Here is a 24,093-nt window from a genome sequence, read left to right on the forward strand (position 1 = left end):
GTGATATTAAATAATTTAACAATTTTTACACCATTTTTAAACAACCTCTTAGATAACGTAACTTGGTACACCTACACCGTAAACGGCACTCCGGTACTCTTTACAGGAAATACTGATGGTAATTCAACAGTAACCAATACTTTACAGGGATACATCCAAGCAAGGTATGTTCGTTTTCAGCCACAAACGTGGGCAGGAAACGGAATCGGCTTACGGGTAGAATGTTATACTGCACCACAGTTATCAATCACAAATCCCTATAATGTAGCTGCTGTCGGTAACTATGTTGTTCATGGACACGCAAATTCTTGTTCAGAAGTGAAAAAAGATACTGTATCTGTATCAAACCCAACCCAGATTCCGATGCATTATCGCAGCCGACAAAATGGAAATTGGACAGATCTAACAACGTGGCAGGTATATGATTCATTAACAGCCTCTTGGATAAATGCAGAATCTTATGGCCCTTGCGGAGGAGTGCCTTATCCAACTTGTTATAGCTTAACCATACAGGTTAGAGATTCGGTAACCTATAACTTCACTATCCCGCAAGGAATTGATGAAACTACAATTGACCCGCTTAGTGTCCATAATTCAGCTTATGGCGGCGTTATCTTTATTCCCAGCGGAATCACGCTTAGGTTAGTAGATAGCTCTATAACTCCTATCGTTGCAGACATCCAAAATAATGGCCGTTTGGTAATTCAAGGAAATTTCACCCCAATAGGTATTGGGCTTCTGGTAAATAGTGATTCAAGCGCCGTTGCCTACGTTTCAAACAGTAATCAAACGATGTGGAATGGGCAATACGGTAAATTAGAAGCAAAAGTTGGTGGGCTGAAAACCGTATCTGGAACGGCTACTTTGGTGCGTACCGATGTGAAGTTCTTGAACGCACACATTCAGCTACAAAATAGGTCAATCACATTAGATACAAACTGTACCATTACCAATGGTAGTTATCAAGGTTTTTTTGTAACAGATGGCTTAGGGCAAGTTGTCAAACGTAGAATTGGGGCGGGAGCAACTACCTCATTTGAGTTCCCGGTTGGCCCTGCGGCAAGTAGCTATAACAAAGCGATTTTAGCCAATAGCGGAACAATAGATAACTTTGCCGTGCGCGTAGCTCCACAGTTTGAGTATCATAATAATTTCCCCGGTGATGAACTTGCCGATACCTCGTCAGTAAATCGAACTTGGTTTATTGACGAATCCGTAGCGGGTGGCTCAACTGTTGCATTAGATTTATTCTGGATAACAGCTCATGAAAATGCCAACTTTGATAGAACCCAAAGTACTGTGGGACACTACCTTAACCTAACTGGCTGGAAACGACTGAATATCGGTTCTAATGCACCTGGTAGCGGCAGCAATCCTGACCCATGGCATCAATTTGCATCAGGAATAACGTCATTCTCACCATTCTCAGTAGGAAGTTGCGCATTAGTACCGTTAGACTACCGCACCATTGCAGATGGTAACTGGACAGACTTAAATATCTGGGAAGTTTGGGTACCTACCCTAAGCCAATGGATGCACGCACCTATCGTACCTACAAGATGCGGGTCGGTTTCTTACCCCACCAGCCTCAGCCGAACCGTTCAAGTAAGGCATAATGTTCTATACAACTACTCAATCCCAATTGGAGTTGACCAAGTTACGATAACTTCAGCAGGCCACTTGACTGTTCCAGCTAACAATAACTTGATTTTAGCTGACGGGCCGGGTTCAGACTTTGCCACAGCTTCTAACGGAATTGATATAGATAACCAAGGATATTTTGAAATAACGGGTAGTTTTACCCTTCAATCTAACGCTTTGTTGCTAAACGCTGACAGTAGTATTGTTCATTACAATGGAGCTACGCAAACCCTATGGAATGGCAGCTATGGCTATCTATACTTAGATGGGCCGGATAGCAATGCCATGAATATCAAATCTGTATCAGGGCCAAATACCCAAATTAGAAGCGGCATTAAATTTATTAACGGGAAGATGCTCTTAGGATACTATAACTGTGAATTATTAGAGCGGGCACAGGTTATTACTCCGGGACAAAAAACCGGCTATATGATTGCGACAAGTGCCGGATTCTGTGTCTGGAACTATAAACAAGGTAGCCATCAAGTAAAAGGATTTCCAATAGGCGGAAATACCTATTCGCCTTGTTGGATTGATTTTGATAGTGTGATAACTGCTGGAACATTGCTTGGGCAGGTTAGAGAAACTATGCACCCAACACGCTACACCATTAAACGCTATTGGACTATGACACTTGGATCGCTAACTTTTGATACAAATGGTTATAGTGCTAAATTCAATTATTCAGAACTCGATTTACCGGTTCAGCCAATCCTTACGCCCAATGATGAAATGATTCAAGTAGTACAAGGAGGTATTTACAACCCAAGTTATGCTGAACCCGGAGGCTGGCGAATTTCTCCAAACCATATTCCAAATACAATAGACATAAATGCAAATACTGGAACAATGCGGAATAATATGTTCTCTGACTTTACATTTATGCCAATTAACCCTCCTCTACCGCTTGATGACATCCGCCTAACTGCTGAATGGCAAGGAGAAGATGCAATATTGGCTTGGACAATGGACGAACAACCGCGTAGCTCATTGGTTTATGAATTGTTACGTTCTGCTGATATGAATTACTTTGACGAAGTGGAAATGGTTCTTGCCGAAGATGGAACTACTTATTACCAATATCTTGATAAAAAACCGGAACTAAAAGACAGTAAAACACTTTACTATCAAGTTCGGAGAATTGACTCAGATGGTAATACAAAGTATTCCAACACAGCCCAACTTAGCAAACAAACCGATGAAGCCGAGTTTTTAAATATTTATCCAAACCCAATTCATTTTGGTGAAAGATTAAATATTGAATATTTCACACAGGTAGAAGGGGAGGTGTTTGTAGAACTCTATGACGCAACCGGTAGATTTGTAGAAAAACGTTCCTACTTTGCAAGTGAGGGGAGAAATACAGATTACTATCCAATTGCGCATCTTTCCGCAGGAGCTTACTCTCTGAGATTCAAAACACCAAACAATATCTATAATCGTAAGTTGGTGATTATCAGATAAAAACACTAATTCTCAATTCAGGATGTGCTTAACGCAAAAAATTAAGCACATCCTAAATTGAGGAAGCAGTTACAATCCTCCGAATTACGTAAATAGCTGCTAAATCCAATAATCAATTAGCTAATATCATCCGCAGATGAGGCAGGCAGTGTGTAAATGGTTCGGGTGGGGTAAGCAAAGGAAATATTATGTTTCGTTAATATTTCAAAAATACGAAGGTTAATTTCCTCCCGTACTTTTAAATAGGAAAAGAAACTACCATTATTTTCGATAACAGTGTAAACAACTTTAATTTTTAGACAACTTTCTTCAAAGTCAAACAAACGCACTGCTATTTCCGGTTTTATAGATGGATTTTCTGCTAAAAACTCATTTATTTCTGAAATTGCTAATTGAAGTGTATCTAATGGAGTTTCGTATTTAATGCCAATACTTTGCTGAATAAATCGGTGTGTTCTTAGTTGAAAATTTTCTACACTTGAATCTACTACTTTTTTATTTGGAACCGATAATAATGTTCCGTCTATGGTTCTCACTCGCGTAGAACGAATACCAACGTATTCAATAACTCCCTCAAAATCACCTACTTTTACGTAATCTCCAATTTTGAATGGTTTATCTAAAAAAATGGTTAATGAACCCAGTAGGTTTTCAATGGTTTCTTTTGCGGCCAAGGCTATGGCAATACCTCCAATTCCGAATCCGGTAAGAATTGAGCCAACATTTAAACCAAGCCCCCAATTAAGGTATAATAATATCACAAATAAGCTAACAAATGCTTTAGCCAATGTAGCTGTTAGCTGAACCAATTGTAAATCAGGTAATTCCGCTCCGCCATTTCGGATTTCTAAGTTTTTATAGTACTCAGCAGTCAATCGAATAGCCCGAATAGTTAGCCAGAGTAATAGCCCTACCAAAACGAATTTGAATATAGCTCTTCCTATTTCTAAAATTTTATGGGCTGCTTCATTGCCAAATTCAGGGGGCATTTTAAGCTGCAATAGTGCTATGTATAGTATCCCAAACAGCACCAATGCTTCAAAAGGTTTACGAAGATGAAGTAATAAAGCTGTGATAGTTAGGTTATTGCTGGAAAGCAGGCGTACAATACGTAGCACAACTGCAGCAATCAATGAAGCTACTACAAACCTCAGCAAATATGCTAAAGCAATTAAGCCAACAAAGTATCCATAATCTATAATTCGATTTCCCCAATAGACGTTCTGCAGCCAGCTCCAATCCATCGTATTTCAGGATAAAATAAATGAGGTAATTTAGATCAGTCTATTTTCCGTTTAATAAACCATCTATCCACAAAACTTACACCAAGATAAATTTTCAGGTAATTTTCTTTTAAAAGTTGGTGCTGAGTTGTGCCTCTGGTGCCGAATACCAATCCGAGATGTATTCGGGAAAAAGAACGTGGCATAGGAAAGCCGGCTCCTATACTAAAACCGGTGTGTATTAAACGATAATCTCTTAGGTTAAGATAACCTTGTTCAAAAAACATTCCGGCGCGGTAGTCCACCTTACTAAGGTAGCCGCTATTAGATGTTGGAAACCATTCGCCACCTATACGAACATCCCATTTTTGCCCCAAATTATCCTGTCGAGATAGATATTTGAATTTTCCCCAATCCTGCCAAGAGACATCTAAACCTAAGCGATATGATTTTCCAGAAAGGCCAAAGCCAAGACCCAATAGCATCGGAATAGTAATTTTTCCGGAAATTAATGAGACCGTATCCGAAACATAGTAGTTGATTAAGCGGTTTTCAGCCGTCAATTTGCTCGTTAATTCAGAAATAAGCCCAATAGAATACCGATGCTTATCATTGATGCTATCTTTCCAAAGTACACCAAGCCTTCCCAAAAAACCATTGGCATAAATTCTATTTTGAAATTCAACGGCAGCAGAATTAGAAAGAGTTTGTGCCGAAGAGTAATAATAATTTGTCGTTCCAAATAAAAAAGCAAGTTCAGGTCCAATGGATAAATTCTTAGTCAGGCGGATACCACTTCCCAAGAAAGCTCGATTTAGGCCACCGTCAGCTTGGCGAAATAAGTTATTGGTAAATTGTATGGTATCTAAATAGCGGGTTTCAACTTGCCTAAAATGGTAGCCTGTAACACTATAGGGTGTAAAACCCATACTTAAACAAAACTTTTTGCGGGTAGGAAATGCAAAAGCTAAGCTGTTTAGCCCGCCGGAATATTGGGTGATACTTTTGGTATTACTCTGCTGGGAAACCAAACTGAAATAACCAGAAAAATCAAAACAAGTGAGTTGAATTTCTGAATATGAAGCCGGGTTAGATAGGTTTAAACTGGTAGCATCTGAAAGACCAATACCAACATTAGCCATACCTACTTGACGAATGGATGCTTTGGGATATAAATCTCCAATACCATAAGCCGAATAGGGGCTAACCGATGAACCTTGGCTAAATAAGGAATTTATGCCCGCAAAAAAACAAACACAAAATAATAATATGTACAAAAATCTATTTAGCATTCAATTGATAATCAATAATTTTATTAGATCCGGTTAAAACTAAGTTTTGGCTCACAAAGGTTACACCTTTCAACTGTTTTTCAAAGTGTATTGTGTCGCCTCCGGTTAAACAGAACTTTAAATTTGGGTATAAATCTTGATAACGTTCATAAAATCCATTTATTTCATGGATAATTCCGAAAAGAATACCGCTAAGCATACATTTTTCGGTAGTATTACCAATAAAATTGGGAAATTCGGCAGGGATATTTAAAAAAGGTAACTTGGCGGTATAGTCGTGCAGTGCGCGTAAACGCATCATCAATCCGGGAGAAATACTTCCTCCGTGATAGTTTCCTGCTGAATCAACAAAGTCTAAGGTAATACAAGTACCCAAACCGGCTATTAAAACATTTTGTTCCGAAAAAATTTCCTGCCCAGCTGCTGCAAGTGCTATTCTATCCGCCCCAAGTGTCTCTATAGAAGCATATAAAGACGAAAAAGGCAATGGCATATTCGGGCTAATCCAGATAATATCTTTACCTTGAAAATAATATAATAAAAAATCTAAAATTGGCTCTTGATTCCGAACGCTACATACTCCAACTGTGTCTATAAAATAGCTATTAACCCATTGCTCAAAAGTACCTGAAATAGCCCTAACATCATCTTGATAATTAAATACTACCGAAGATAATAACTGTTGGTTAAAAAAAACACCCGCTTTTAGTCGGCTATTCCCCGCGTCTAATATTAATTTGTTCATAAAATGAACTCAACTTCTTTAAAATCAAAATATTCTACAGTGTTCTGAATCTGGATTGCTAATTTTCCACTGGAATGAACCCCAATAATAAAACCCTCAAATATACCTGATTTATTTTGAAATAACCTTTTTTCTTGAAAACCTAACAAATAGGATAGGTATTCTCGATCTAACCAACTGGTATTTTGCTGTAAAATATCATACCACTTTTCTATATTTTGAAAAAGTACTGGCAAAATAGTACTTCGGTCAAACTCCTGATTCAGTTCTAAAAAGAGAGAAGTTGGCGAATAAGAAGCTGTAACCTCAAATTTCTTTTGATTGACATTTATACCGATACCAAAAACAGAGGCTAAAATAGTATTTCCCGAAAATTGATTTTCAATCAAAATTCCGGCTATCTTTTTGTTATTCAATAAAATGTCATTAGGCCATTTGATGCAGGATATTCCATTTGGAACAAATTGTTGAACAGTTTGCAAAACGGCTAATGCAGCTACTTTGGTTAGCTGAAAAATACGGCCAACGGGCAGAAAGGTAGGATACAATAAAACAGAAAGCAATATATTTTGGCCGGAATCTGAATACCAAGTGTTATTACGCTGGCCTTTTCCTTTGGTCTGATAATCTGCAGCAAAGCAAGTTCCGTTTACCGGAGACGTAGGTAAGGCCGCCCACGCCCTGTCATTGGTAGAGTCTGTTTCCGGAAAATAAACAAAAGACTGCCCTACGTAGCGGGTGTTGATTGTAGGTAAAATCACGAGATTTGAGATTCGGAACAATCTTTACAAATACCTTCTACCAAGAAATTAACTTTTGATATAATATAGCAAGGAGGGATCTGGATTTGGGGAATAATTGTTTCTTCGATACAAAAGGTCTGCTTACATTGATTGCAAGCAAAATGAATATGGTGATCTTGGTGGTTACCGGCGAGGCAATTCCCTTCTCCACAAAGAGCATATTTTGGTGAGCCGGCAGAATCCGGTATCTTATGTAAAATTCCGGCATCAATGAATGAAATAAGCGTTCTATAAATAGTAACTCTATCAAAGTGTGCTCCTAAAATTGTTTCTAAGCATTGGTGAGACAATGCATGACTTGACTCCAAAAAAGAACGTAAAACAGATAATCGAGTAGCTGTCTGCCGAAAATTGTATTGTTTTAATAACTTACCTGCTTGCTCATTTAGGTTATCCATTGCAAAAGAATCATTTAGAACCTATTAGCTCTTTTACTTTCTCATAGAGTTTAACTTCATCACCGGGAACGTAAGAGGCGTGTTGCCAAACTACTTTTTGATTTCCGTCAAGCAAAAAAGTATGGGGAACCATATTTACGTTAAGTGCTCGCTTAAAGTCATTATTTTCATCTAAGTAAACTTCATATTCCCAACCTTTTCCGCGTACAAAAGGAGCTACTTTACTGGAGTTACGAACATCATCAATAGAAATAGCGATGAGTTTTACGCCGGTTTCTGCCTGCCAATCAGCATATTGCTCATGAATAGTTACTAATTCTTGTAAGCAGGGCTTACACCATGTAGCCCAAAAACTGATGATGATAGGTTTCCCTTTATTTGAAAATGTATTTGAATTTACGGTTTTTCCGTCCAAATCTTTTAGTTTAACGGATGGTAATTCAAAGTTTTTAGCAGGCACTTGCCCCCAAAGTGGTGCAGAAATGACTAATAAAAAGGCAAATATTAGGAATGATTTCATCTTATTTTATGTCAGTAAGTTGTTTTGCAACAAATTTCAAGCCAGTTTTTATTTCAGGGATACCTGATTTCCCTCTAAGATATACACTTGGCCGGATTCAGGGCAAACTGCTAAGTTTTCTTCGTCAAAGTGGAGGGTATGTCCGTATTGGCTAACCCAGCCGCGTTGGCGACCCGGATTCCCGATAATTAAAGCATAAGAGGGTACAGATTTCGTTACGACCGAACCGGCTCCAATCATAGCATACATACCAATGGTTATACCGCATATAATTGTCGCATTTGCACCAATACTGGCACCTTTACATATTTTGGTCTTAACAAAATGCTCTCTTCGAGGAATAGCGGAGCGCGGTATCTTAATGTTTGTAAAAACGCAAGAAGGCCCCAGAAAAACATCATCTTCGCACTCTATACCGGTGTAAATAGAAACATTATTTTGAATCTTTACATTATTTCCGATACGTACATACGGAGAAATTACTACATTCTGGCCAATATTACAATGATGACCCACCTCGCTATTTTGCATTATATGGGAAAAATGCCAAATCTTGGTGTTTTCACCGATGATGCAAGGCTCATCTACAACGGCAGTTGGGTGAATAAATGGAGCACTCATTGATGTTAAATTAGATAATTAAAGTTAAGCTAAAAACTCATTAACAGAATTTGTAATGTAGGTTAGTTGTTCCATATCCATTTCTGTAGAAATAGGAAGCGATAATACCGTTTCGCAGAGTTTTTCCGTAATAGGAAAGTCTCCTAATTGATAGCGGGCATCGAGATAGGCTTTTTGCAAATGTAGCGGAACGGGGTAGTAAATCATGGACGGTATATTTCTTTCTGACAAAAACTCCCGTAGTTTCCACCTATCTGCCCCAACAATCTGCATTGTATATTGATGGTAAACATGCGTTGAATAAGGAGCTGTTTTGGGGGTGATTACTTTGGGCTGATTTGCAAATTGTTGGTTATAGAAATTGGCAACTATGTTTCTTTTTTCGTTAAAGTCATCTAAGTATTTCAATTTAACTTTAAGGATTGCTGCCTGAATGCTGTCTAATCGGGAGTTTACGCCAATGGAGTCATGGTAGTATTGTTTTGACTGACCATGGTTAACAATCATACGTATTTTGGCGGCTATATTGTCATCTTGGGTAAAGATAGCTCCTCCGTCTCCGTAGCAGCCTAAGTTTTTGGATGGAAAAAAAGAAGTACAACCAATATCTCCGATAGCTCCGGCTTTGAGTGGGTTTTCAAAGCCATTATGATTTGCTCCTAAGGCCTGCGCAACGTCTTCAATTACAATTAAATTATGTTCTTGAGCTATTTCTAAGAGAGGCTTCATATCAGCACATTGACCAAAAAGATGCACCGGTACAATGGCTTTTGTTTTAGGAGTAATTGCCTTGCGCACTTGCTCCGGGTCTAAGGTAAAATACTCCGGATCTACATCCACCAATACCGGGCGGAGTTTCAGCAAGGCAATTACCTCAGCAGTAGCTATAAAGGTAAAGTCAGCGGTAATAACTTCATCTTCCGGTTGGAAATCATAAGCCATCATGGCTATCTGGAGAGCGTCCGTGCCATTGGCACAAGGAATAACGTGCTTTATATTTAGGTATGACTCTAATTCTTGCTGAAAAATCTTTACCTCAGGGCCATTAATAAATGCACAAGATTCTAAAACAGATGAAATTGCTTGGTCTATTTCTGATTTTAAGCGATGATATTGACTGCCTAAATCAACCATTTGAATTTTTTTCATACCCAAAATTAAAGACTCCAATAATGCATCTGATGTATTTGATTACGATACAATCCTTTAATATCTACGATTAATCCATCTGGCTTACATATTTTTTGGAAATCAGCCTCTGTTAGAACCTTGTAAGGTTCGTGAGGAACAGCTATAATTACGGCATCATAGTCGTTATGTTTTTGATTTTCTTCAGTCAAGCTGAAACCATATTCTTCATGTACGTCTTCACTAACAGCAAAAGGATCGATTATATCTACATTTACATGAAACTCTCTTAATTCTTTCACTAAGTCCACAACTTTAGAGTTTCTAATATCCTGAACATTTTCCTTGAATGTAATTCCCATAACCAACACACGTGCTTCTGTGGCGAGTTTGCCCAATGCCGTTAATTTTTTTACGGTTGTTTCTCCGATATAAAACCCCATCGAATCATTGATTTGCCTACCGGAGAGGATTACTTTTGAGTGGTAGCCGAGTTCACTGGCTTTATAGGTGAGGTAATATGGGTCAACTCCTATACAATGCCCGCCGACCAATCCGGGTTGGTATCGCTGAAAGTTCCATTTCGTTCCGGCAGCTTCTATTACGTCATAGGTGTTTATCCCCATTTTGTTGAATATCAGGGATAGTTCGTTCATCAGTGCGATATTTACATCGCGTTGGGTGTTTTCAATAATCTTTGCAGCTTCGGCTACTTTGATACTGGGAGCTTTGTGCAGACCGGCTTTTATTACTAAGGAATATACCTTTTCAATTTGGTCTAAAGATTCTGGATCGCAACCGGATACGATTTTAACGGTGTTATCCAATGTGTGGTGTCTATCACCGGGGTTAATTCTCTCGGGAGAGTAGCCTAATTTAAATTCAGTAGGGTAGGATAGGCCGGATTCTAACAAAATAGGGAGGCAATCTTCTTCGGTACATCCCGGATACACCGTAGATTCATAAACAGCGTAATCACCGGGCTTTAGCACCTTAGACAAGGTATCGCTTGCGCTTAAAACGGGAGTTAAATCCGGTTGGTTATGTTGGTCAATTGGGGTCGGAACTGCTACAATATAAAAAGAGGCTTGGCGTAAGACATTCAAATCGTCTGTAAAGGTAATATCAACATCTTTAAAGTCTTCTGCGGTTAGTTCTCCACTTGGGTCAATATTATTACGCATCATTTCGATACGCTTTTGGTTAATGTCAAAGCCTATTACGGAGATTTTTTTAGCAAATAACAATGCAATTGGGAGACCAACGTATCCAAGTCCTATTACAGCAAGTTTTTTTTCTTTTGAGATCAGAGAGTCATAAATCATTGTAGGCACATTACTCTTAATTGAGCCGCAAAAGTATCTCTTTTTTTGTTATAGTACATTGGGAAAAAATAAAAAAAAGACACTTAATTTACAAGACAAAAGCTATTAATTGACCCAAAAAATGAAGAGTACTTAACCGATAAACAGTAAGCAATATTTGTAGTACAGTAGTTTAGATTACTCAGAATCTACTTTTGTATCGGTATTTTCGGGGTTATTATGCTCCGTTGGTTTATCTACGTTAGAGGCAGCGTTTTTTAGTTCTTTCAAAGTTTGGTTTAACTTTTCGGCTTCGCTTTTAGTTTGTGTTATTTGTGCATTAATAACTTCGCGTAATTTATCTCCGGAAGAGCCTTTGGAAATGAATAGGATATTATTTTCATATTGAGATATTTTCTCTTCTAAAAGACGAATTTTATCTTTTATTTTTCGTTCTTCCGAGAGAGGTTTTGAATTATCGCGCTGGGCATAATTCGTATCATTATCTCTTCTATAGTTATTTTTGTGGAATGGCTTGTTTGCTCTTTTTTGTTTATAGAAGCCTTCAAAATAGTTATCGCAGGCTTTTCGGAAGCGTTGCCAGATTAGTTCTTTTTCTTTGATTGGCACCAGCCCGATTTCTTTCCATTTTGCTTGGAGTTCTTTGATTTCTTCGGTGTGGTCTTCGCTAAAGTCTTCGGTCAAGAAAGATTCTACGCGGGCGCAGATTTCTTGTTTTAAAGTAAGGTTTTCGAGTTCTGATTGTTTTGCACTCTCAAAATGCTCACTTTTTCTTTTGAAGAATGTATCGCAGGCTTTTCTGAAACGTTTCCAGAGTTTTTCAGATTCTTTGTGGCTAGAGTAAGGGATTGTTTTCCACTGCTGCTGTAGCTGTTGGATTGTTGTTGCGGTTTTCTTCCATTCAATACTCTCTTGTAGTGCTTCAACTTGTTCTATAATTAACAGTTTTTGCTTCAAGTGTTCTTTGCGAATGGAGTCTAATGCGTCAAAAAAAGTAGATTTTGCAGCAAAAAATTTATTGCAAAAATCTCGGTATTCTTTCCAGAGTTGGCCACTAAGTTCTAAGGGGGTTTCCCCTACTGCCATCCAGTTTTTTTGCATTTCAAAGATGCGCTCTGTTGCTTGCTTCCATTCGTCAATAGTTTGATACTCAAAACCGATAGCTTCGGTAAGCTGGGTCATGATTTCTTGTTTTAACTTAGCATTTTCGAGTCGTAGCGAATCCTGCTGTACATAATATTCTTTACGTACATCATAAAACGCATCAGTAGCTTGCTTGAAGCGATTCCATACTTCGTCGGAGACTTCACTCGGGACGGGGCCAACCAACTTCCATACTTCGTGGATGTTTTTTACTTTTTCGCTGTTATCTCGCCAGTAAGCACCATTGACCTCTGTTGCATTTTCGGGTATTAAAGTTAATACTTCCTTAATGAGACTTTCTTTGGCTTCGAGATTTCGTTGCCTGTCAATATCTTCTAAGTCTTTGCGTTTTTTGCGTAAGGCGTAAAATTGGTCTAATAGAGTACGATAAGTCTGGATTATATTTTCGCTTTTTTCGTTAATAACCGGGCCGATTTCTTTCCATTGTTGTTGAATATTTCTGACTTCTGCATCGCGCTCTAAGTCTTCTTTAGCAACGATTTCTTTGAGTTGTCCCAGCAATTCTTCTTTTTTGTTTGTATTATCGGCTTTTTCAGCCTCTAATACTTTTTCGTATTCAACCTTAGTGGCGTTAAATTTAGCTAAACTGGCCGAGAAACTTCTGGATATTTCATTAAATTTATCTTGTTCTGCTCTGCGTTTTTCTTCGTCAGCTATGGTTTTGATAAATTCAGATTCTTCTTGTTTTTTCTTATCGAAGCTGCGTTTAATCTCTCCAACTTTAGATGTTTTGTTTCTGACTTCCTGAATAGGTGTTTCTGCGAGAGCCTGCATGAGCATCATGATTTCTTTGATTCCGGCGGTTTCCAGTATATGGTTAATATCGCTTTCTTCTAAGATATTCTGAATAGCTTTATGCTGTTCTTGCTTAATTTCTTGAAATGCTAAGGTTTCTGCATCGAGATGCACTTCTTCGGTTTCTGATGATTCAGATACAGAGGCGTTTTCTATCTCTTGTGTGTGCGCTTCCGGCAAGGTTAGGTCTGTTTCTGAATGCAGACTTGTATTTGCTAAATCAGACGGCAAACTTTCCTCAGAAGAAAGAGAGATTTCAGAGGTTGGCATTTCACGCTCCGTTTCAGTGGCGGACGGCGTAGTGTTTTCGGGAAACAATTCGGGAAGATCGGACATGATTTTCTAACTCAAAAGAGTAAATCTAAAAGCGTAGTAAGATACTTTCTGGTTCTTGCAGGTGCAAAATTACAGAAAAACCTTACTAACTCCAAGAAATTATTCTTTTTGTTTAAAACTTGATTTCTTGCCCGAAAACTATGATTCAGGGAATATAGCAGCCATTTCCTGCTGAATTATGAACTTGTATTGGTTAAAAAAACACTTTTTTGAACCAATACAAGGATTTTTATTTAGTTTGAATTTTAGGTAGTTGCTACTTTCATAATGACAACTATCTTTGGAGGCTGTAATCAAAAAACGAAAATAGAATGAATCGATTTTGGGCTAAAAAATCAATCGAAAAGTTAATAGACGAATCTTCTAAGGAGCATAACAATTTGAAGCGGACGTTAGGTGCTTCGGCGTTAATTGCCTTAGGTATTGGTGCAATTATAGGAGCCGGGCTATTCTCTATAACGGGTGCTGCTGCGGCAAATAACGCAGGACCTTCTGTTACTATATCGTTCATCATTGCAGCTATTGCCTGTGGTTTTGCCGGCCTTTGTTATGCAGAATTTGCGTCTATGATACCCGTTGCCGGAAGTGCATATACATATTCCTACGCTACTATGGGAGAATTTATAGCTTGGATTATTGGCTGGGACTTAGTATTAGAGTATGCAGTGGGGGCTGCAACCGTAGCTATTAGCTGGTCAAGATATTTTGTGAAGTTTTTATCTTACTTTAATATAGACCTGCCGGTTTTTTTGACGCTATCACCTTTCGATACCGTTTCTTTATCAAATGGAGATACTGTGTCAGGGTTCATTAATATACCTGCTATATTCATTGTAGTAGCTATGTCTCTGGTCTTAATAAGAGGCACTAAGGAATCTGCCTTAGTTAATGGAATAATAGTTTTACTCAAGGTGGCGGTAGTGTTGATTTTTATTACGATTGGTTGGGGATTTATTAATGAAAGTAATTACACTCCCTATATCCCTGAAAACACGGGAAACTTTGGGAGTTACGGTTGGAGTGGGATTTTTAGGGCTGCGGGGATTATCTTTTTTGCCTATATTGGTTTTGATGCCGTATCTACTGCTGCCCAAGAGGCCAAAAATCCCAAACGAGATATGCCTATCGGTATTTTGGTGTCATTACTTATATGTACGGTACTTTATATTTTATTTGCTCACGTGATGACTGGTGTTGCTAATTACACAGCTTATCAAGGTGCTGACGGTATCGCGCCGGTTGCAGTTGCAATTGAGCACATGGGAAAACCGGATGCTTCAGGTGCCATTATTCCGGCTTATCCGTGGCTAAATAAAGCCATTGTTATAGCTATCCTGGCCGGATACGCCTCGGTAATTATGGTAATGCTCCTCGGGCAGTCAAGGGTATTTTATTCAATGAGCAGTGACGGATTATTACCGGGATTTTTCTCAGCAGTTCATCATAGATTTGGAACTCCCTTTAAGTCAAACTTATTTTTCATGCTTTTTGTAAGCCTCTTTGCCGGATTTGTCCCTGCTAACATCGTGGGTGAAATGACCAGCATCGGAACATTACTTGCCTTTATAGTTGTATGCGCCGGCATTATAGTCCTTCGATACAAACAACCAAACGCACCTCGCTCTTTTAAAACACCCTTTGTCCCACTAATTCCTGCATTGGGAATCGTCTGCTGCTTGCTAATGATGCTATCTTTACCCGGAGAAACATGGCTGAGGTTATTCGCTTGGCTTATGATAGGTTTAATAATTTACTTTTCTTATGGATTGAAAAAAAGCAAAATAAGAGATTGATTTTTAAAGTATTAACTTACTTACAAAACAATTGGTTACTTTATCTTATCTCACTTAGTAAAATAGCCCCCAATTTTTTTCCTAAATTAAGGTAATCTGTAAGGCTTATGCACACTGCACCTTGGCATATACTTTGTAATGCTTGAACTACTTTTCATAGCTGGGTATGAATTAGTACGTACTTTTGTTTCGTTTTTGGTATAAATATGCCCTTTTGGTTATTCGGATTATTGTTTTTGAGTTTAAGTTGTGCTGATATTTTAGCCCAAACACCCTCAAAGTTAGAGATGACACAAAAATTGCTTCATGCAATAGATAATGTTTCTACACTTCGCTATCGGTTCAAGAAATATGAACGGCATAAAGATAAACTGCTCTACGAAGAAATGGATGTTCGTTTAGCCAGAAATCCTTTTCGTGTTTATTTATACCAATATACACCCAACAAGGGAGCAGAGGTCTTATATACTGCCAAAGAATCCCCGAACAAAGCATTGGTAAATCCGGGCAAATTTCCCTATATCAATCTTTCCTTAGATCCGTATGGCTCTATTTTATTAGAAGGGCAGCACCACCCGCTTATGCACACAGGTTTTGATAGATTTGCAGAAATCATACGGGTAGCCCTAAAAAAATATCAAAAAAACTTAGATGAAGTCTTTACAATCGAAGGCTCTCTGGTCTGGAATCAAATAGATTGCTACAAAGTAGTGCTAACTCCAATTAACTTTTCGTGGATAGATTACACTGTGAAACCCGGAGAAGACCTCTGGAAAATTGAAAAAGAATTAGGGCTAAGCGCACACATGATCTTAGAAAAAAACCCCACAATAAAACATCAACGCGATATAAAAGCCGGACAAGTAATCAAAATCCCCACAGATTACGCCAAAAGAACCGTTCTCTATGTTGATAAAAGAACTTACCTCCCAATAGTTCAATTTATTTATGACGATAAAGGTCTCTTTGAGCAATACGAACACCATAATTTAGAGCTAAACCCCAAAATGCTCCCAGATGAATTTACCAAAGAATGTAAATCATATCATTTTTGAAACTTAAATTAGGTTAATTATGGGAAATATCACGATTACGTCAGATTTTGGATATAGCGGAACGGCTGCTGCCGAACTACTGGGCGTATTACGGCAGTTTTTTCCCAATGATAATATTACCGAAGTTACACACGAAACCACACACGGAGATATTGTTCAATTAACTGCCTTAGTAAGAAGATTATACCGCTATTACCCTACCGGAACCATACATTTATTAGCTGCTGACGAAGGATATTCTGCTTACCACAAAGGACTTTTAATCACTTACTGGCAAGAACAATTTTGGGTAGCACCGGATAACGGTACTTTATTTGTCTTGACCGAAAACAGCAGACAACCGACTCACTGGATAGAGCCTATCCAAGAACATTGGCCTTGGTTATATGCAAAAGCAGCTCAACAGATTTACAATAACTCAAAATTAACTGATATTCAGTTACATAAAAACCCAATGGTTAAGCTTTGGCCGTATCCAACAACTACCAAAGACTCTATAAACGGAACTGTTTTGTATGCTGATAAACAAGGTAACTTCATTACCAATATTTCCCGCCAAGAAATGGAATCTGTGGGGAAAAATAGACCGGCAAAACTATTTATTCGTTCTGCTAAGCAAGAAATTATCTATAAAAGCCTTTTTGAAACCCCAAATGGAAATATTTATGTAGGCTTTGGCTCAAATGATTTACTCAAAGTGTGCATCCGAAACGGAGAAGCCTTTAAATTGTTATCTGCCGAAAAAGAAGACTTATTTACAATTGAATTTAGCCCAATAAATGATAACCCCGATAAAGAAAACCCAAAGTATAATCTCTCTTTTTCTATAGAAAACGAAATACACCACATAAAACCCTAAAAAACAACCTGATTTTAACCTAAAACAAATTCAAGATAGAGTATATTATTCTGATAATAACCTTGTTGTAGCTTTAATAGCTGATCCTTATAGCTTAATTTACAGCCTATTTGAACAATATTATCATAAGTTAAAACTTTTTTTCTTTGCATATATGCAAGGAAAGTTGCTATTTTGGCCATTAAAACCAATACGATAATTGGGTTTAATTATTTATTGAACAAAAAATGAATGAAAAACTTGTAGAGGCACTAATGCACTTATTTGCAGTAATAGCAAAAGAAGATAGTGTAACGGCAGAAGAGGTTTCCGTAGTAAGGTCGTTTCTGCAGCAGCAACTCACCCATGATTCTGCGAACCATTATCTTGGTATTTTTGAACGATTTGCCTCCGAAACCCAATCTGAAACAGTTGAAGAGTTATGCCACAAAGTAAACTCAGAACTCACCCAGAAGCAAAAAATTATCGTTATCGTTCGTTTAATAGAGTTGGTAAATGCTGATAAAAGTATTTCTCAAGTAGAGCAAGACGCAATTCATACGGCAGCAGATATTCTGAACATAAAAGACCATGAATATAAGATTATCAGTGATTTTGTTTTGCATCAAACGCCCAAGGAGTTGGTTATTCCGGAGATGCTTTCTATTGGAGATAGCGCCTTGCAGGAAAGCCAGAATCCGCTCAATATTTTTGCGCATGGTTTTTCAGGTTATATTTCAGTGCTGCGGATTCCCAGCGTAGAAACCTACATTTTACGGTTCTTTGGTGAGCAAGAAACTACCGTTAATGGCTTGGCGTTGCTTCCAGACCAAGTTTACTTTTTTGCACCGGGTAGCGTTATTCGCTATCCTAAACATAACCCAATTTATTACAGCGATGTAGTTAGCCGCTTTTTGAGTGATGATAAACAACCTAAGGTCGTTTTTGAAGCCGATAAAGTTACCTTCCGTTTCCCGAACGGAAAAATCGGGCTGCATAATATCAATATCCGCGAAGAATCCGGTAAACTAATCGGACTTATGGGGGCCAGCGGAGCCGGAAAATCAACGTTATTAAACGTATTAAATGGAAGCTATAAGCCATCTTCAGGTGAAATCCGCATAAATAGCATCAATATCCACCAAAATAGCAAAGCTACGGAAGGCGTTATCGGCTATGTCTCCCAAGATGATTTGCTCATGGAGGATTTAACCGTTTATGAAAATCTATACTATAACGCAAAACTCTGTTTTGATAAATTATCCCCTGAAGAGTTAGATAAACTTACCTTAAAGACATTACAGAACTTAGGCTTGTTAGAAGCCAAAGACCTGAAAGTAGGAAACCCATTAAATAAAAAAATCAGCGGTGGCCAAAGAAAACGCTTAAACATTGGCTTAGAGCTGATTCGAGAACCGGGAGTTCTCTTTGTGGATGAACCTACATCCGGCTTGTCTTCCAGAGATTCTGAAAATATCATGGACTTACTTAAAGAACTTTCTTTACGCGGAAAGCTAATCTTCGTAGTCATCCATCAACCTTCATCGGATATTTTCAAAATGTTCGATAAACTTTTTATCATGGATGTAGGCGGATATCCAATCTATTACGGCAATCCGGTAGAAGCCGTCAGCTATTTCAAAGCCGAAGTAAATCACGTAAATGCACAAACTGCTGAATGTTCCGAATGCGGAAACGTAAATCCAGAACAAATATTTAACATAATAGAAACCAAAGTATTAGACGAAAACGGAAACTTTACCAATCAACGTAAAATCAGCTCCCAAGAATGGTACGAACGGTTTCTGCAAAAAATAAAACTACCGGAAGTAAGCTCACAGAAAGATAAACCCATCAGCACCCTGAGCATCCCCAACTGGTGGAAACAATGTAAAGTTTTTATTACCAGAGATGTTCTTTCCAAAATCAGTAACACTTCTTATTTAGTTATCAACTTTTTAGAAGCGCCGCTCTTGGCTTTGGTATTAGCATTTATTGTAAGATATTACAATACAGATGCTTCTAATACCTTGGGTTACAATTTATATGAAAACCTAAACCTACCGGCCTATATGTTTATGTGCATTTTGGTTGCGCTGTTTATGGGGCTAACGGTTAGTGCCGAAGAAATCCTCAGAGACCGAAGAATCTTAAAACGAGAGGCATTTTTGAACCTAAGCCGGCAAAGCTATTTGCTCTCCAAAATCCTAATCCTTTTTGTGGTTTCGGCTATCCAAACATTTTCTTTTGTGATCATTGGAAATACAGTACTTTCACTGAGCGACATGACGGTAGATTATTGGTTAGTGCTCTTTACTGTATCTTGTTTTGCCAATATGCTGGGGCTAAATATCTCAGCGACATTTGATTCTGCGGTTACGATCTATATTTTGATACCGATTTTATTGATTCCACAAATTATTTTAAGTGGTGTAATTGTTCGTTTTGATAAGCTAAATCCTGCTATCGCTTCCGTAGGAAGTGTGCCATTAGCCGGAGAAATGATGGCTTCCCGTTGGGCTTATGAAGCCTTAGCCGTAAACCAGTTTAAAAGTAATGACTATGAAAAAAACTTCTATACCATAGAAAAACGCATGAGTGAAGCTCAATACAAACAAAATTATTGGCTGCGAAAATTAGAATCTAAAATAGATTTTTGTTTAGACCACATTCAAGACCCGAAAGAAAAAAATACCGTAACACAATATCTTTCTTTAATCAAAGAGGAACTTACCCGCGAACTTTCGCGTTTTAGTGGTCAAAAATTCCCATTCTTAGAAGACCTAACACCTGAAAAATTTACCGAAAAAACTGCCCAAGATGCCCGCGAAGTATTTACTGCATTACACAAGCTATACTCCAAAAAATTTAATGAAGCTAATGCAGATAAAGACAAAAAAATCCAAGAATTGGGTGAAGGAAATTCCGAAAAATTCCTTGAAATTAAAATGAAAAACCACAACGAAAGCCTTGCCGACTTAGTTACCAACAAAACAGATAATACCAAAATCTTAGAAATAGATAATAAACTGATTCAGCAAATGGATCCTATTTTCTTAGACCCCCAAAGCATCTCTAATCCATTAGACTTTCGTACCCATTTCTTCGCCCCAACCAAACATTTTTTAGGGAAATTATATGATACTTTTTCATTCAACCTCTTGTTTATTTGGGTTTTATCCGTTGTTATGTACATAACGCTGTATTTTGAAACCTTCCGTTGGTTGATAGATAAAGGTTCTAATTTAGCACAGCGTAAAAAATTTTAACTTAGTACCTATAAAATACATGAAATCATCTTTTGCGGAAGCAGCCCTTTTGATAAAGTTAGGACTTTTCGGTCTTATTTTTACTTGGGGTTGTAGTAATGCTGATAAAGACCTCAAAAATACCCCCCAAAAAGGACAGGGAAAACCACCCTCGGTAATCGTTCAAGTAATGTCTCCCGAACTCGTTTCTAATGAGTTAGAATTTGGCGGTGCCGTTTCTCCGGGAGAATTTGTAGAAATCCGCCCAGAAATATCTGGAAGAATTGTCTATCTAAATACAGAGGTAGAGGGAAAATCAGTATCTACCGGAACTGTCTTGGCGAAGCTAAACGCCGCCGAATATGAAGCACAACTCAAACGATCTTTAGCCCAACAAGAATTTTCTCAAAAAACGGAAGCACGCGCCAAAAACTTGATAGAAACGAAAGCTATTACGCAGCAAGAATATGATGCAGCTCTCCAAAGCAAAGAAACTGCTGCCGCAGACGTTTTGTACTACCAAGCTATGATAGAAAAAACAATCATAAAAGCTCCTTTTTCCGGCGTAGTAGGGCTTCGAGCTGTCAGTAACGGCGCTTATATAACCCCAACAACGGTTTTAACTACCTTACAACAAACGAACCCAATAAAAATCGACTTCACCGTCCCAGAACGTTACTTAGCTTACGTTCAGATTGGGCAGACTGTAAAAATAGAGATTGATTCTAAGCAATATACAGCACGCATTGCGGCGGTGGACACTAGGTTAGAAAACAACTCTCGTAATCTGCGCGTCCGTGCGTTGCTCCAGCAGAACGCCGTATTACCCGCCGGAGGGTATGTCCGGGTGGTCATAACGCCCAAACCAGAACCCTCTTTCTGGTTGCCTACAGCAGCTATTTTGCCGGATGCCAAAAGCAAACAAGTAATTCGGGTCAAAAATAACACTGCCGAAATGGTGAATATCCAAACCGGAATCCGATCCGAAAATAAAATCGAAATCCTAAGCGGAATCCAAACCGGAGACTCTATTGTAGTCAGCGGAATGATGTTTGTAAGACCCAACAAACCTGTTTTGGTTTCGCAAACCAGCAAAAATAATCCCGAATAGTATTCTATTGGCAAATAGCCAGCTATTTGCCAATAGTTTTAAAATTGCAAAATGAATAATGCCCGAATTTGCCATTTAACGGTACTAAATTCGGTTCTTCACAGCCGCATTTTTTTTAAACAAGCTATAAGCCAGCAGAAGGCTGGTTATCAAGTATTTGTAATTGGATGCAGCGCAAAACAAGAAACCTATTACCAGCAAGAAATTCAGGTTTTCTCGCTTCCATTTATCAACAGAACATCCTGGAAACGTTTTTTTCGCCCTTGGCAAGTTGTCTGGAAAGCGCGTAATCTAAAAACCAACCTTTACGTACTGCACACTCCCGAACTTATTTTGCCGGCTATATTGCTGCTGCCATTGTCCCAAATCGTGTATGATATACATGAAGATTATCTTCAAAATATTTTATCAGAAAACACGTATCCAAAGTGGATTAGAAAGCCGCTTGCTATTTTGGTTCGTTCATTGGAATATTTTTTTACGCAGAGAATTGCCGGAATAACCGTAGCCGAAAAGATTTTTTATCCAATATTTTTTCCTAAAAATAAACAAATTGTAATCATTGAGAATAAATGTATCCTACCGAATCAGTTAGAAAAAAAACACAAACCACTTGTTAATAGACACATAAACTTTGTTTTAACTGGAAATCTATCGGAAACGTGGGGGCTTTTCAGCGCCATTCATCTATTTAAGCAAATTGTAGCTGTAGAAGAGGCTTTTTTGACCATTGCCGGCTTTTGCCCACATAGTTCTGACTACGAAAACGCTGTTTTGTTGATTCAAAATTTAGGTTTAAAAGACCAAGTAAAGTGGATTGGGGGCTTAACGCCTGTTCCTTATCCTGAAATTATGCAGCAAATTGCAATAGCTGATGCTGGCTTCGCTTTATATAGCCCCAAGCCAAATATCATTACCCGAACACCCACTAAGTTTTTTGAATATTTAGCGACCCAAACTCCGTTGATTTTTACAGACGTTCAAAGTTGGAATTTTTTTTCTGCCGAAAACCACTTGGGATTTAATACTACTGAGCTAATATCTTTCTTAGAGAGAAAGATATTACGAGAAAAGCTACAGCTATTTTATAAACAAAGTGCTGAAAACAAGGAAGTTTGGAGCTGGGAATATGAGCAGAAAAAACTGATTGATTTTTATTCAAATATTTTGGGACAATAAAGTGCTATGGCGCAGTCATCACATTTTGGCTTTCGGGCGATGCAAATCCGCCGACCATGTAAAATCAGCAAATGATGTGCCTGATGAACTTGTTCTGGATTTATGAACCGCATTAAATCTTTTTCAACGGCTTCTGGCGTTTTTCCAGCCGAAAAACCCAGTCGGTGTGAAATTCTAAACACGTGGGTATCAACTGCTAATGTAGGCATCCCAAATAAAACGGAGCAAATTACGTGTGCCGTTTTTCGGCCAACACCGGGTAGTTTTATCAACTCACTCACTTGATTGGGAATAATACCTTGGTGGTTTTGAACCAACTGTTTGGCCATTTCAGCAAGGTTTTTTGCCTTTGAATTGGGATAAGAGATAGAGCGAATGTAAGGATAAATTATTTCAGTGGTTGCGGCTGCCATAGTTTCGGAATCCGGAAAAGTATCAAATAATGCAGGAGTTACTTTATTGACCCTTTCATCAGTGCATTGCGCCGACAATATAACGGATACCAACAACTGAAACGGATTTTGGTAGCGTAACTCCGTTTGGGCATCAGGATAAATTTTATTTAATTCCGCTAAGATTAAGCCCATTCTTTTTTGATTGTATTGGTAATCAGATAGCTCAATAGAGTTTTTATTTAACATAGACATTCAGTAATGCTAACGATTGAGTACATTAAGGTTAGATTCACGGGTTAGTAAATCTTGATATAAAAAGTTAATTTGAGAAGAAGTAACCACAATGGAAGAAACACTAACGGTAGAGAGTAATTCTGGAATATGAATTTGAATAGATTTTTTAGGGTCTTCATCCCATTGGGTATGAAAGTTCAATAAACTTTCGGGAGAAATCGGTTGTTCTTGTAAAAAATGATGGAAATTATCACTCCTTGCTTTCCGGATTGGGGCAGGATACAGCATAGCAGAAGCCCATAGTTTTGAGGACGTTAGCTCATGCCGAGATAAAAATACTTTTTGTTGCCAATTTATTTCCCAGATAACATTTTGATTTAAGTCTGCCCAAATTAGCGTAAAGGGTTCAATATTATCCAAAGAATATTGAGTTAAAAATACAGTTGGGTTTTCATAGTTAAAACTTTCCAAGACGATTTTTCCACGGCTTTTTCGGTAAGGAGGTCTGGGTTGATGGGGAAAAAATGCGCCGTTTAGTAGGCAAATAACCCTACTTTTGGATGCAGCCAGCCACGTTCCGCCACCGTCAGGGTCTATCGGGTAGATTAACTGAATATTTTCAAAATCATAAATATTTGGCAATAAGGCTTTCGAGCGTAAAAAACGCTCATCCCTATTAGAAGTAAAAATAATTTCTTGACTATTAGAAATTGCGTAACTAAATGTACACATAAAAAAACATTTCAATTTCGTAAAATAATTATTTTTTTGTTTTTATTATAAAA

At 38.1% G+C, this 24,093-nt stretch carries 19 protein-coding genes; 7 read left to right on the forward strand and 12 right to left on the reverse strand.

Annotated elements, in window-relative coordinates; all coding sequences use genetic code 11:
- Positions 1–3,105 (forward strand): T9SS type A sorting domain-containing protein (locus tag LC115_02850; protein ID MCZ2355621.1); only part of this gene is annotated, 3,105 nt, incomplete at its 5' end.
- A gap of 116 nt (positions 3,106–3,221) precedes the next feature.
- On the opposite strand, the gene LC115_02855 is transcribed toward LC115_02850, so the two are convergent.
- The 10 genes from LC115_02855 to LC115_02900 form a co-directional block, all read right to left on the reverse strand.
- Entirely contained in the window at positions 3,222–4,349 is a 1,128-nt protein-coding gene (locus LC115_02855) for a mechanosensitive ion channel family protein (protein ID MCZ2355622.1), read from the reverse strand.
- Positions 4,350–4,384: 35 nt separating this feature from the next.
- Positions 4,385–5,605, reverse strand: coding sequence for a hypothetical protein (locus LC115_02860; GenBank protein MCZ2355623.1), 1,221 nt, complete (start codon positions 5,603–5,605; stop codon positions 4,385–4,387).
- 4 nt (positions 5,606–5,609) lie between these two features.
- Positions 5,610–6,365: a type III pantothenate kinase gene (locus tag LC115_02865; GenBank protein ID MCZ2355624.1), complete on the reverse strand. Its 756-nt coding sequence runs from the start codon at positions 6,363–6,365 to the stop codon at positions 5,610–5,612.
- Positions 6,362–7,126 carry a biotin--[acetyl-CoA-carboxylase] ligase gene (locus LC115_02870; GenBank protein ID MCZ2355625.1) on the reverse strand — a complete coding sequence of 255 codons (765 nt, stop codon included), beginning with the start codon at positions 7,124–7,126 and terminating at the stop codon, positions 6,362–6,364. The genes LC115_02865 and LC115_02870 overlap by 4 nt, the downstream gene beginning before the upstream one ends.
- The gene (locus LC115_02875; GenBank protein MCZ2355626.1) at positions 7,123–7,566 is read right to left on the reverse strand and encodes a transcriptional repressor; all 444 of its coding nucleotides are present in this window, start codon (positions 7,564–7,566) and stop codon (positions 7,123–7,125) included. Before LC115_02875 ends, LC115_02870 begins: the two co-directional genes overlap by 4 nt.
- A 10-nt stretch (positions 7,567–7,576) precedes the next feature.
- A complete protein-coding gene (locus LC115_02880) occupies positions 7,577–8,086 on the reverse strand; it encodes a TlpA family protein disulfide reductase (protein MCZ2355627.1) in 510 nt (169 codons plus the stop codon).
- Positions 8,087–8,134: 48 nt separating this feature from the next.
- Positions 8,135–8,707, reverse strand: coding sequence for an N-acetyltransferase (locus LC115_02885; protein ID MCZ2355628.1), 573 nt, complete (start codon positions 8,705–8,707; stop codon positions 8,135–8,137).
- Between the two features lie 24 nt (positions 8,708–8,731).
- Complete coding sequence (locus LC115_02890) at positions 8,732–9,856, reverse strand: DegT/DnrJ/EryC1/StrS family aminotransferase (GenBank protein ID MCZ2355629.1); 1,125 nt, start codon at positions 9,854–9,856, stop codon at positions 8,732–8,734.
- A gap of 8 nt (positions 9,857–9,864) precedes the next feature.
- On the reverse strand, positions 9,865–11,157 hold the full coding sequence (locus tag LC115_02895) for a nucleotide sugar dehydrogenase (GenBank protein ID MCZ2355630.1): 1,293 nt from the start codon (positions 11,155–11,157) through the stop codon (positions 9,865–9,867).
- Between the two features lie 180 nt (positions 11,158–11,337).
- Entirely contained in the window at positions 11,338–13,455 is a 2,118-nt protein-coding gene (locus LC115_02900; GenBank protein ID MCZ2355631.1) for a DUF349 domain-containing protein, read from the reverse strand.
- A gap of 311 nt (positions 13,456–13,766) precedes the next feature.
- Here LC115_02900 and LC115_02905 point away from each other — a divergent pair, with 311 nt between their 5' ends.
- The 6 genes from LC115_02905 (at position 13,767) to LC115_02930 (ending at position 22,679) form a co-directional block, all read left to right on the forward strand.
- On the forward strand, positions 13,767–15,248 hold the full coding sequence (locus LC115_02905; protein MCZ2355632.1) for an amino acid permease: 1,482 nt from the start codon (positions 13,767–13,769) through the stop codon (positions 15,246–15,248).
- A gap of 206 nt (positions 15,249–15,454) precedes the next feature.
- Positions 15,455–16,303, forward strand: a complete 849-nt coding sequence (locus tag LC115_02910; protein ID MCZ2355633.1) for a DUF1571 domain-containing protein — start codon at positions 15,455–15,457, stop codon at positions 16,301–16,303.
- A gap of 19 nt (positions 16,304–16,322) precedes the next feature.
- Entirely contained in the window at positions 16,323–17,162 is an 840-nt protein-coding gene (locus tag LC115_02915; protein MCZ2355634.1) for an SAM-dependent chlorinase/fluorinase, read from the forward strand.
- A gap of 227 nt (positions 17,163–17,389) precedes the next feature.
- On the forward strand, positions 17,390–20,410 hold the full coding sequence (locus LC115_02920) for an ATP-binding cassette domain-containing protein (GenBank protein MCZ2355635.1): 3,021 nt from the start codon (positions 17,390–17,392) through the stop codon (positions 20,408–20,410).
- A 19-nt stretch (positions 20,411–20,429) separates the two neighbouring features.
- On the forward strand, positions 20,430–21,500 hold the full coding sequence (locus tag LC115_02925) for an efflux RND transporter periplasmic adaptor subunit (GenBank protein ID MCZ2355636.1): 1,071 nt from the start codon (positions 20,430–20,432) through the stop codon (positions 21,498–21,500).
- A 51-nt stretch (positions 21,501–21,551) separates the two neighbouring features.
- Entirely contained in the window at positions 21,552–22,679 is a 1,128-nt protein-coding gene (locus LC115_02930; protein ID MCZ2355637.1) for a hypothetical protein, read from the forward strand.
- On the opposite strand, the gene nth is transcribed toward LC115_02930, so the two are convergent.
- Positions 22,655–23,266: an endonuclease III gene (gene nth, locus LC115_02935; protein ID MCZ2355638.1), complete on the reverse strand. Its 612-nt coding sequence runs from the start codon at positions 23,264–23,266 to the stop codon at positions 22,655–22,657. The two genes, LC115_02930 and nth, sit on opposite strands and share 25 nt — an antisense overlap.
- A 69-nt stretch (positions 23,267–23,335) precedes the next feature.
- Positions 23,336–24,040 carry an NRDE family protein gene (locus LC115_02940; protein MCZ2355639.1) on the reverse strand — a complete coding sequence of 235 codons (705 nt, stop codon included), beginning with the start codon at positions 24,038–24,040 and terminating at the stop codon, positions 23,336–23,338.
- Positions 24,041–24,093 lie beyond the last annotated feature (53 nt).

Source organism: Bacteroidia bacterium, assembly GCA_026932145.1.
Lineage (GTDB): Bacteria > Bacteroidota > Bacteroidia > J057 > JAIXKT01 > JAIXKT01.

Coding starts and splice junctions, on each gene's coding strand:
- LC115_02855 (MCZ2355622.1), bottom strand. CDS start 4,349: ATGGATTGGAGCTGGCTGCAGAACGTCTATTGGGGAAATCGAATTATA.
- LC115_02865 (MCZ2355624.1), bottom strand. CDS start 6,365: ATGAACAAATTAATATTAGACGCGGGGAATAGCCGACTAAAAGCGGGT.
- LC115_02875 (MCZ2355626.1), bottom strand. CDS start 7,566: ATGGATAACCTAAATGAGCAAGCAGGTAAGTTATTAAAACAATACAAT.
- LC115_02880 (MCZ2355627.1), bottom strand. CDS start 8,086: ATGAAATCATTCCTAATATTTGCCTTTTTATTAGTCATTTCTGCACCA.
- LC115_02885 (MCZ2355628.1), bottom strand. CDS start 8,707: ATGAGTGCTCCATTTATTCACCCAACTGCCGTTGTAGATGAGCCTTGC.
- LC115_02890 (MCZ2355629.1), bottom strand. CDS start 9,856: ATGAAAAAAATTCAAATGGTTGATTTAGGCAGTCAATATCATCGCTTA.
- LC115_02900 (MCZ2355631.1), bottom strand. CDS start 13,455: ATGTCCGATCTTCCCGAATTGTTTCCCGAAAACACTACGCCGTCCGCC.
- LC115_02905 (MCZ2355632.1), top strand. CDS start 13,767: ATGAATCGATTTTGGGCTAAAAAATCAATCGAAAAGTTAATAGACGAA.
- LC115_02910 (MCZ2355633.1), top strand. CDS start 15,455: ATGCCCTTTTGGTTATTCGGATTATTGTTTTTGAGTTTAAGTTGTGCT.
- LC115_02915 (MCZ2355634.1), top strand. CDS start 16,323: ATGGGAAATATCACGATTACGTCAGATTTTGGATATAGCGGAACGGCT.
- LC115_02920 (MCZ2355635.1), top strand. CDS start 17,390: ATGAATGAAAAACTTGTAGAGGCACTAATGCACTTATTTGCAGTAATA.
- LC115_02925 (MCZ2355636.1), top strand. CDS start 20,430: ATGAAATCATCTTTTGCGGAAGCAGCCCTTTTGATAAAGTTAGGACTT.
- LC115_02930 (MCZ2355637.1), top strand. CDS start 21,552: ATGAATAATGCCCGAATTTGCCATTTAACGGTACTAAATTCGGTTCTT.
- nth (MCZ2355638.1), bottom strand. CDS start 23,266: ATGGGCTTAATCTTAGCGGAATTAAATAAAATTTATCCTGATGCCCAA.
- LC115_02940 (MCZ2355639.1), bottom strand. CDS start 24,040: ATGTGTACATTTAGTTACGCAATTTCTAATAGTCAAGAAATTATTTTT.